The organism is uncultured Shimia sp. (assembly GCF_913054185.1).
Classification (GTDB): domain Bacteria; phylum Pseudomonadota; class Alphaproteobacteria; order Rhodobacterales; family Rhodobacteraceae; genus Shimia.
Genome location: NZ_CAJXIV010000125.1, coordinates 1 through 10,383 on the forward strand (window position 1 = coordinate 1; position 10,383 = coordinate 10,383).

The 10,383-nt window shown below is 57.6% G+C and carries 9 protein-coding genes; 6 read left to right on the plus strand and 3 right to left on the minus strand.

What is annotated here, in order from left to right; all coding sequences use genetic code 11:
• Nucleotides 1-103 precede the first annotated feature (103 nt).
• From QZ517_RS18575 to QZ517_RS18600, 6 genes are all read left to right on the plus strand, one after another.
• On the plus strand, nucleotides 104-787 hold the full coding sequence (locus QZ517_RS18575; RefSeq protein ID WP_294230029.1) for an adenylate kinase: 684 nt from the start codon (nucleotides 104-106) through the stop codon (nucleotides 785-787).
• A 72-nt stretch (nucleotides 788-859) separates the two neighbouring features.
• Nucleotides 860-1,120 carry a DUF4212 domain-containing protein gene (locus tag QZ517_RS18580; protein WP_168591549.1) on the plus strand — a complete coding sequence of 87 codons (261 nt, stop codon included), beginning with the start codon at nucleotides 860-862 and terminating at the stop codon, nucleotides 1,118-1,120.
• Nucleotides 1,121-1,137: 17 nt separating this feature from the next.
• The gene (locus QZ517_RS18585; RefSeq protein ID WP_294230034.1) at nucleotides 1,138-2,925 is read left to right on the plus strand and encodes a sodium:solute symporter family protein; all 1,788 of its coding nucleotides are present in this window, start codon (nucleotides 1,138-1,140) and stop codon (nucleotides 2,923-2,925) included.
• A gap of 177 nt (nucleotides 2,926-3,102) precedes the next feature.
• Nucleotides 3,103-4,938 carry a DUF294 nucleotidyltransferase-like domain-containing protein gene (locus QZ517_RS18590; protein WP_294230037.1) on the plus strand — a complete coding sequence of 612 codons (1,836 nt, stop codon included), beginning with the start codon at nucleotides 3,103-3,105 and terminating at the stop codon, nucleotides 4,936-4,938.
• A gap of 22 nt (nucleotides 4,939-4,960) precedes the next feature.
• Complete coding sequence (locus QZ517_RS18595) at nucleotides 4,961-5,482, plus strand: hypothetical protein (RefSeq protein WP_294230040.1); 522 nt, start codon at nucleotides 4,961-4,963, stop codon at nucleotides 5,480-5,482.
• A complete protein-coding gene (locus QZ517_RS18600; RefSeq protein ID WP_294230043.1) occupies nucleotides 5,482-6,909 on the plus strand; it encodes a 3'-5' exonuclease in 1,428 nt (475 codons plus the stop codon). Before QZ517_RS18595 ends, QZ517_RS18600 begins: the two co-directional genes overlap by 1 nt.
• A gap of 9 nt (nucleotides 6,910-6,918) precedes the next feature.
• Here QZ517_RS18600 and QZ517_RS18605 read toward each other — a convergent pair whose 3' ends face one another.
• From QZ517_RS18605 to QZ517_RS18615, 3 genes are all read right to left on the minus strand, one after another.
• Nucleotides 6,919-7,341 (minus strand): PaaI family thioesterase, encoded by a 423-nt coding sequence (locus tag QZ517_RS18605; protein WP_294230048.1) that lies wholly within the window; start codon nucleotides 7,339-7,341, stop codon nucleotides 6,919-6,921.
• 108 nt (nucleotides 7,342-7,449) lie between these two features.
• Nucleotides 7,450-8,112: a ligase-associated DNA damage response endonuclease PdeM gene (gene pdeM, locus QZ517_RS18610; RefSeq protein WP_294230051.1), complete on the minus strand. Its 663-nt coding sequence runs from the start codon at nucleotides 8,110-8,112 to the stop codon at nucleotides 7,450-7,452.
• A 113-nt stretch (nucleotides 8,113-8,225) separates the two neighbouring features.
• The coding region (locus QZ517_RS18615; protein ID WP_294230054.1) for a ligase-associated DNA damage response DEXH box helicase at nucleotides 8,226-10,383 on the minus strand (2,158 nt) is incomplete at its 5' end.

The following is a 10,383-nucleotide window of genomic DNA, read 5'->3' on the forward strand; positions in this document are numbered from 1 at the left end:
ATTGCCGAAAACGATTATGGCGCCTTGGGGGATACCAGCACGCTGGCTGAACCCGGTGTCGTCGATGATCTCATCGAAAACCGCATGAACAAAGGGTAAGCGCATGTTGGACACAGTCAAAACAAGCGCCCCTGTTCTGATCCTGCTCGGCCCTCCGGGGGCCGGGAAAGGCACCCAGGCGCGGATGCTGGAGAACCAGTTTGGGTTGGTACAGCTGTCTACTGGCGATCTGTTGCGTGCGGCTGTGGCCGCAGGCACCGAAGCGGGTCTGGCCGCGCGTGCGGTGATGGACGCCGGCGATCTGGTCTCTGATGAGATTGTGATCGCCATACTGCGGGACCGCCTGAAAGACGCGGATTGTGCCAAAGGTGTGATCCTGGACGGGTTCCCGCGTACGGGGGCTCAGGCGGAAGCGTTGGATGCGCTGTTGACTGACAGTGGCCAGCGCATCGACGCCGCCATCAGCCTGGAAGTCGAAGACACCGCCATGGTGAGCCGGATTTCCGGCCGTTACACCTGTGGCGATTGTGGCGAAGGCTACCACGACAGCTTCAAACAACCTGCCAAAGACGGCGTGTGTGATCAGTGTGGAAGCGCTGACTTCAAACGCCGAGCGGATGACAACGCGGAAACCGTTGCCAGTCGACTGGAGGCTTACCACGCCCAGACAGCGCCCTTGATTGCCTACTACGACAGCAAGGGCGCGCTGAAGAAAGTGGATGCGATGGGGGCGATTGACGCCATCGCCAAAGAACTGAGCGCGATCGTTTCTGAAACGACCGCATGAGGGAAAGCACTTGTGCGTCCCTGATGGGGCGCGCCGGTGTGGAGGAACGGAACCGAGAGGGAGGAGACATTAATGTCTGACAACTCATCCAACGACGCATATTGGAAAGCCAATGTGCGCATCATTTTGATCAGCCTCGTGATTTGGGCGCTGGTCTCTTTTGGGTTTGGCATTTTGCTACGCCCAATGCTTGCGGGGATCTCCGTAGGCGGGTCTGATCTGGGCTTCTGGTTTGCCCAGCAAGGATCGATCCTGGTCTTCCTGGCGCTGATCTTCAACTACGCCTGGCAGATGAACAAACTCGACATCGCCCACGGCGTTGACGAAGAATAAGAGGGATCTGAGGGACAATGAGCCAATTTGCAATCAACCTGCTGTTTGTGGGCACGTCATTCGCGCTTTACATCGCCATCGCGATCTGGGCCCGCGCTGGGTCCACATCTGAATTTTACGCCGCGGGTCGCGGCGTTCACCCGGTCACCAATGGTATGGCGACAGCGGCGGACTGGATGTCCGCAGCCTCGTTTATCTCCATGGCGGGCCTCATCGCCTTTACAGGCTATGACAACTCCTCCTTCCTGATGGGCTGGACCGGCGGCTACGTGCTGCTGGCGCTGTTGCTTGCGCCGTACTTGCGCAAGTTTGGCAAGTTCACGGTGTCGGAATTCATCGGCGATCGCTTCTACAGCCCAACCGCCCGTATTGTGGCTGTGGTCTGTTTGATCGTGGCTTCCACCACTTATGTGATTGGTCAGATGACCGGTGTGGGCGTGGCCTTTGGTCGCTTCCTGGAGATTTCCAACACCGCTGGTTTGCTGATCGGTGCTTGTGTGGTGTTTGCCTATGCTGTTCTTGGCGGCATGAAAGGTGTGACTTACACCCAAGTGGCGCAGTATTGCGTACTGATCACAGCCTACACCATTCCGGCGATCTTCATCTCGCTGCAGCTGACCGGAAATCCGATCCCAGCTCTGGGCCTGTTTGGCGATCACGTTGCCTCTGGTGAGCCTCTGCTGGCCAAATTGGATGCAGTTGTGACCGAGCTTGGGTTTAAGGAATACACAGCCCACCACGCTGACACGCTGAACATGGTGCTCTTCACCCTGTCTCTGATGATCGGTACTGCGGGTCTGCCACACGTCATCATGCGCTTCTTCACAGTGCCAAAAGTGTCTGACGCGCGTTGGTCCGCTGGCTGGGCGCTGGTGTTTATTGCTCTGCTCTATCTGACGGCCCCGGCTGTTGGTGCGATGGCGCGTTTGAACATCTCTGAGCTGATGTGGCCAAACGGCGGCATCTCTGGTGAGGCTGTGACAACACAGCAGATCGAGAACGAAGCAGAATACGACTGGATGGCCACATGGCAGAAAACCGGTCTTCTGGATTGGGAAGATAAAAACGGCGACGGCAAGATCCAGTTCTACAATGACAAGAACGAAGATCTTCAGGCAATGGCCGCGGAAAAAGGCTGGGAAGGCAATGAGCTGACCAAGTTTAACCGTGACATCCTTGTTCTGGCGAACCCTGAAATCGCAAACTTGCCCTCTTGGGTGATTGGTCTTGTGGCTGCAGGTGGTCTGGCGGCGGCGCTGTCGACGGCTGCGGGTCTGCTGTTGGCGATCTCTTCGGCCGTGTCTCACGACTTGATCAAAGGGGCGCTCAATCCGAACATCACGGAAAAGAACGAGCTCCTGTCTGCGCGTATTGCGATGGGTGTGGCGATTGCGGTCGCAACGTGGCTGGGTCTCAACCCTCCTGGCTTTGCGGCGCAAACTGTGGCTTTGGCCTTTGGTTTGGCAGCGGCGTCCATCTTCCCGGCGTTGATGATGGGGATCTTCTCAACCAAGATCAACAACACCGGCGCAGTGGCAGGTATGTTGGCAGGTCTGACCGTGACCCTGGTGTACATCTTCCTGCACAAAGGCTGGTTGTTCATTCCGGGCACCAACTCCTTCACCGATGCTGACCCACTTCTGGGTACAATCAAATCTACCAGCTTCGGTGCCATTGGCGCGGCCGTGAACTTTGCAGTTGCTTATGCTGTGTCGGGCATGACCAAGCCAATTCCGCAAGAGATCAAAGATCTTGTGGAAAGTGTGCGAGTCCCCCGTGGCGCAGGTACGGCTCAGGACCACTGAGCCCTTGCGCCCCCCTGACGGCGGGTTGTCCCCCAATCCGCCGTCATTTTAATCTGGTTGCCTCCGATCACGTCGGGGGCAACTTTTCTCTTCAATGATAGTATCTTGATGTTGAAGGCACTGCTGCGGCAGCGCGTCCGATCGCCGCCCGATACCCCTGCGTGACAAGGTGAGCCCATGTCGTTAACCGATGATCAAATCACTCGTTTTCTGCGTTCTGTGCATCCTTATGACAGTCTGCCAGATGCTGCATTGCAGGAGCTGGGCGCCTCTTTTGAAGTCCAGGTTTTACCAAACGAGGCGCAGATCTATCGTCTTGGTCAGAAACTTGACGGTCTTTACCTAATTTATGCCGGCACCGTTGAGGTGACCGATGAAAATGGCGCAGTGGTGTCCCACCTGGGGCTGCGCAACTCTTTTGGCGAGCGTGGCCTGTTGCGCGATGGTGTGGCGGTGACCAGCGCCCGCTGCGAAAGTGAGACCACGTTATTGATGTTGCCAGTTGCGGTGTTCCAACAGGTGCGCACCACCGAAGGCGTAGTGCAGCGGTTCTTTGACCGGGCGGGGCCCGTGGGTCGCAAAGCGCGAACCAACGATCTGGCGACAACAGAAGTGGCCACCATGATGGCACGTACGCCGATCACGCTCACGCAAAATGACACGGTGCGAACCGCGGCACAAAAAATGCGTGACTCTGGCATATCGTCGCTTTGCATTGCGGACGGCGAGGAGCTTGTTGGCATTGTCACCACGGGTGATTTGGTGGGCAAGGTGCTGGCCGGAAACCAACCGCCTGACACAGCCGTGGCGGAGATCATGACACGATCGCCGCGTACGTTGCCGTCCTCTGCAATTGGCAGCGATGTTCTTCATATGATGATGGAACATGGCATTGGCCATATTCCGATTGTTGATAATGACAAGCTGGTTGGCATTGTCACCCAGACTGACCTGACCCGGTTTCAGGCGGTGACCAGCGCGGAGATGGTGCGTGAGATTGCGCAAGCTGAGACGGCGGAGGAGATGGCCAAGGTCACCGCGCGTATTCCGCAGCTTTTGGCGCAACTGGTGGGCACTGGGCATCGGCACGACATTGTCACGCGCTTGATCACCGATGTGGCCGATACCGCCACGCGAAGGTTGTTGGCGCTGGCAGAGGCCAAATTTGGTGAGCCGCCAGTGCCCTATCTCTGGCTGGCCTGTGGTTCTCAGGGACGGCAGGAGCAGACAGGTGTGAGTGATCAGGACAATTGCCTTATCCTGGATAACGCGGCCACTGACGAGATGCGCGATGGTTACTTTGCCGATCTGGCAGGATTTGTGTGTGATGGGCTCAACACCTGCGGCTATGTTTATTGTCCAGGCAACATGATGGCGACGGCAGACCGTTGGCGGCAGCCGCTGCAGGTGTGGCGCAAGTATTTCGCCGGGTGGATCACGACCCCTGATCCGGAAGCACAGATGCTGGCCAGCGTGATGTTTGATCTGCGTCCGATCGGCGGAACACTGAACTGTTTTGCGCGCCTGCAGAATGAAGTCTTGGCTGCCGCGTCACATAACTCCATTTTTGTGGCGCATATGGCGGCCAATGCGCTCAAGCATCATCCGCCGCTTGGTGTGTTGCGGGGACTGGCGACCATTCGGTCTGGGGAGCACAAGCACCAGATTGACATGAAGCACAACGGCGTGGTGCCGGTTGTGGACCTTGCGCGTCTGAGTGCCTTGCAGGGGAAATTGACATCTGCCAACACGCGCGCACGCTTGCGGGCTGCCAGCGACGGGAAGGCAGGGATTTCCATGTCCGGCGCGGCGGATCTGCTCAACGCTTTTGACCTGATTGCGGAGATGCGGCTGGAGCATCAGCTGCGCCAAATCCATGCTGGGCAAGCGCCAGACAACTACTTGTCCCCGGCGGATTTGTCAGATTTTGAACGCAGCCATCTGCGCGACGCCTTTGTGGTTGTGAAATCGCTTCAATCCGCGATTGGCCATGGGCGCGGTGCATTGAGCTAACAACAAAAAAAAGGGGCCGGAAATGTTTCTGGAACTGATCGCGGTAATTTTTGCAGGCATGGCCGGCGCAGGGTTGATGGCAGTCATCAGCAAGTTTTCCGGCGGACGCTTGCCCAAGTGGATGACACCGGTGGCGGCAGGGGGGGCGATGCTTGCGGCCACCATAAGCTCGGAATACAGCTGGTTCAGCCGCACCACAGCAACCTTGCCGGAGGGGCTGGTTGTTGTGGAAACGGTTGAAAACAGTGTGATGTATCGTCCTTGGACCTATGTGGTGCCAATGACAGAGCGGTTTGTGGCGTTGGATAAGCCTTCGGTGCAGACCAACCCGTCACAGCCGGATTTGCGTTTGGCGCAGATCTATTTTTATGGCCGTTGGTCACCGCTCAACCGTCTGAATGTGGCGGCAGATTGCGGTAAAGGTCAACGGGCGGCACTGACCGACGGGATCAGCTTTGATGACGCAGGCACCATCGAAGGTGCCAAGTGGGTGAGCGTGCCGGACCAAGATCCATTGCTGGATGCGATGTGTGAGGAGCGGTGATGGCCAAGGGGGCAATTTTGGCGGGGTTGTCCCTGCGGTTTCGGATATTGCTGTTCTTTGCTTTGTTGGCGCTTGGCGGCGTGGCCGTCATGTTAGGCGCGCTCTGGGTGGGCTACCGCAGCGCCCTCGCTGATGGGGTTGCCAACGGTTTTTTTCTGGCTGGGATTATCGGCGGGTTTGGCTTCCTGGGCTTGGCCGTGGGCATTTGGTTGTTGTTTGATGAGAACGTGGCCAAACCCATTCAGGCACTGTCCACCACGTTGCGCGCGCGGGCGCATTCTGGTGTCAACGCCACCGTGGACACGCATTCCGCACGCTACTTGGGGGACTTGGCGCCCGCCGTGGAGGCGGTGTCGACCCGGCTGAGCAACGCTACCATTGATATTGCCCAAACCGTCGCGCAAGAGACCGAGACTTTGAGCTCAGATCGCGAACAGTTGACCGCGCTTTTAACGGAAATCCCAGTGGCGATTCTGTTGGTCGGACCAGACCACCGGATTGTACTTTATGACGGTCAAGCTGCTGGAACGCTGGCGCAAATCGCACCACCGCGCCTAAATGCATCGATCTTTGACTACCTGTGCAAAGAGCGGGTGCTGGATGCACATGAGCGGTTGGTGCAAGAGGGCGCAGAGGTGGCATTTGAAGCAGCCTGCCCGGATGGGCGGGTGTCGTTTGATGCGCGCTTAAAGCCGTTGCGGGGCACACACAGTTATATGATCCTAATTGACGATGCCCATGCTGAGATTGCGCCGGACGCAGAGCGCCCGCTGACGTTTGATTTCGAACTGTTGGGGGATCAACCAATTTCAGACCTGGCAGCGCGGCGGCTCGATCAAATCCCGTTTGTGGTGTTTGACTGTGAAACCACTGGGTTGCTGCCACATAAAGACGAGCTGGTGCAACTTGGCGCGGTGCGCGTTCTGCGTGGCGAGATTGTGCATGGCGAAACGATGGATCGGTTTATCCATCCCGGCCGTCCCATTCCGCCAGCCTCCACTAAGGTGCACCACATCACCGACGCGATGGTAGCTTCTGCGCCACCCCCCAAATCGATTGTGGCAGAGTTCCATCACTTTGCGCGGGACGCGGTGATTGTGGCCCACAACGCACCGTTTGACATGGCGTTTATGCATCGGCACGGCAATGAGATGGAGATCGACTGGCCGCAGCCAATACTGGACACGGTGCTGTTGTCAGCGGTGTTGTTTGGCACCACCGAAAAACACACGCTGGATGCGCTGTGCGCGCGATTGGACGTGGTGATCCCGGAACACTTGCGCCACACGGGGCTTGGCGATGCGCAGGCCACGGCGGAGGTGTTGTGTCGTATGCTGCCAATGCTGGCAGCGCGGGGGCACACGACGCTGGGAGATGTGTTGGAGCAGACGCGCAAACACGGGCGGTTGCTTGACGACATGAATTGAGTGGCGAGTCTACTTTGCTAGGATGGGGACCATGGTGCCCGTCATCAAGGCAATGTGGGTGCGGATGTCACCGTCGATGGCAAAGACGTCTGCCTGTACAATCACCAAGCGTTTGCCAGGCTTGATCACCTTGCCGATGGCTTCCAAGCGATCTCCCCTGGCGGGCGCAAGCAGGTGGATTTTCATTTCACTGGTGAGAACTTCGGCCTCTAAGGGCATGACAGACAGGGCAGAATAGCCCGCAGCGCTGTCGCCAAGACCAAAGGTGAGGGCAGCATGGCCAAAACCATGCTGCTGTTTGCATCCTTCAAGAATTGGCGCGCTGAGCGTGACGCTGCCGCGTGATGTCTCTGATATGGAAGCACCCATGGTTTGCATCATGGATTGCTTAGCAAAGCTGCCGCGAATTTTTCTGTCGGTGTCCGGTGACATGTTGGCTCGCTCCCTGTGTCTCTAAATATTCTGAGCGAGGTAGGCTTGTAGGGTCAATCCGTGACGCTGCGGATTTCTTTATGAATCGTAAAGAATTGGATCGAGATCCTAACGCGGCATCGGCAGTTGGCGGGGCGTTTGGCCGGTGATGATGGCCATGGCTTCCGGCCGCATGAGCGAGGCCAGCGCGTTGTCATCCGAGCGTAACCCGCCGGTATAGGTGCCATAAGCCGGCAAAATGACCCGATCACTGTCAATCAGGAAGGCAGGTCGAGAGATGTTGCGCAGGCGGGTTTGTACGCGAACTTTGGGGTGGTAGTGGCCTGAGATTTCTCCGCTTTTCCCGGTTTGGGCGATGTGGCGAAAGGTTAGAGGCGGCACTGGTAGTTCCGCCAAATGCGCGCCGCCAAGATCAATTGGGCCAGGATCGTGATTGCCTTCGATCCAAACCCAGCGCCGCCCGGCTTGTAGACGGGAAATCCAGAGGCGGTCGGCCTCGGGCAAAGTCTTGGCGGCTTCGACATCGTCAAAGCTGTCGCCCAGGCAAATTACCGTGGAAGCGTTGCTGGATTGGAGATCATTTTCCAATCTTATCAATGTGTCACGGGTTTCGTACGGCGGCATCGCGGGACCGCCCCGGCGCAGGACACGCTCGGTTTTTCCCAAATGCAAGTCGGACACTATCAACATGCGTTGATCTTCCCACCACAAGGCACCTGAGCCAAGTGCTGTGAGGGTTGTGCCTGCCAAGGAGAAGATTACGCCGTTCATGATATGTTCGTACTGTGGCCGCTCAATTGGATCAAGAGAGCTGTTCCGAGAGTTGCAAAATTCGAACATTTTTTTGGCAATTGCGCAGCTTTGTGCGCGTCAGGCTTCAAAACCTAAACTTTTGAGAGCCCGCTCTCGTTCATAAGCGCCTCAGTCTCTTCCGCAAGCAAACGCTCCTCTGCGCTGCCGCTTTTCACCGGGACTTTACCCACTTCCAACAGAAGAGGTGCGGCCAGCGGTGTAACATGTGGCGTCGAAACGTGGTCGATACGGTCGCCAATGAATTTAAGCAACGCCTCGATCCGGGCAAAATCGACAAGTCCGCGCAACGCCTCTTCGCGGGTGATTTGCATCAAGACGTGATCCGGATCGTATTTGAGCAGGGTATCGTAAAGAATGTCTGAACTGAACGTTGCTTGCCGCCCGGACTTGCGCGCACTTGGGGTGTTGCGCTCAATCAAACCTGCAATTGTGGCGGCGCCGCGGAAGGTTTTTTTCATCAGCGCGTTGCCGGCGAGCCAACCGTCGAGACCGCTTTTCAGGGTTTGTAAGTCAAACAACGGGTGTGGATCGACCACTTTGTCCAAGCCCCAAATGAGGGTGGCATAGTCTGAGGAGACAAATCCCATAGGGGCGAGATCCATGTCCTCCATACGTTTGGTCAGCAACAGGCCGAGGGTTTGCTGTGCATTGCGCCCAGCAAACCCGTAGACACACATGTTTTGGCGTCCGTCGCGTTCAAAGGTTTCGACCAGAAGCCGCCCCGGCTCCGGCAGGCGGGACATGGAGCGTTGCAGCTGTAGCCAGTCGGCGGTGTGGGCGGGCAGGTCAGGCCAGCTGTCCGCTTGCAAAAAGCGCAGAGTGCGCTGCGACAACTGGGTTGAGGTGGAGAATTTTGTGCCGGAGAACACGGCCACGCGCGGCTTGCGGGTGGCGTTGCGGGAGACTTGCACGGTCATGTCGCGCAGACCTTCGTAGCGCACAATTTGACCGCCAATCAGAAAGGTGTCTCCGGCAGACAGCGTGGCAGCAAAGGCTTCTTCGACTTCACCCAAAGGTTTGCCGCCGCGATTGCGTTTGAGTTGAACTTTCAGCGTGTCGCTGTCTTGTATGGTGCCCGCGTTCATACGCAGGCGGGCGGCGGCCCGTGGGTCGCGCAGTTGCCATTCTCCGTCCGGGCGTTGTTGCAGTTTTTGCCAGCGATCGTAGGATTTTAGCGCGTAACCGCCCGTGGCGCAGAACTCCAGGCAGGTGTCAAAGGCGTCGCGGGTGAGGTCAACATAGGCGCCGGCGCTGGTCATTTCGATGTAGAGGTCATCCGCATTGAAGGGACCAGAGGCGGCGCGCAGCAAGATGTGTTGGCACAAAACATCGCGGGGGCCCGGGCCGCGTGGATCACCATCTAAATCACCTTCCTGAACTGCCTGCAGCGCGTTGATGCACTCCACAACTTCCCAGCGGTTGGCGGGCACGAGGAGGGCTTTGGAGGGGGCATTGTAGCGGTGGTTGGCGCGGCCAATGCGTTGCACCAAGCGTTTGACATTTTTGGGCGCGCCTATCTGAATGACAAGGTCCACGTCGCCCCAATCAATGCCAAGGTCGAGGCTGCCGGTACAGACGATCGCACGTAAGTCGCCGCGCACCATTGCGGCTTCGACTTTCTCGCGCTGCTGGCGATCAAGGCTGCCGTGGTGGATACCAATCGGCAGGCTCTCGTCATTGGCAAGCCACAGATTGTGAAAGAAAATTTCGGCTTGCGCGCGGGTGTTGTGGAAGATCAGCGTGGTTTTGTGGGCCTTGACCTGCTCTAGCACTGCTGGGATTGCATAAGCTGCGCCGCCGCCAAGCCAGGGAGGGGCTTCGTCGGTTTCCAACATGGCTATGTCGGGCGCGGGGCCAGGGTCGGCATGGAGAATTTTGCAGGGGTCGCGGTTGCGCGTGAGCAACTTAGCGATGTCATCCGGTTGGTCCACAGTAGCGGAGAGTCCAACCCGTTTGAGGTCGGGGCAAAGGGATTGCAGGCGGGCAAGCGCAAGAAAGAGCTGGTCTCCCCGTTTGCTTTCGGCCAAGGCGTGGATTTCATCCACCACCACACGCTTGAGGCCTTTGAAAATTCGGGGGGCATCTTCGTAAGAGGTTAAGAGTGCGAGACTTTCTGGTGTGGTTAGAAGAATATGAGGTGGGTCTACGCGTTGGCGTTTCTTTACGGTTTGCGAGGTGTCGCCGGTGCGGTCTTCGATGCGGATGTTGAGGCCAATCTCGTCCACCGGG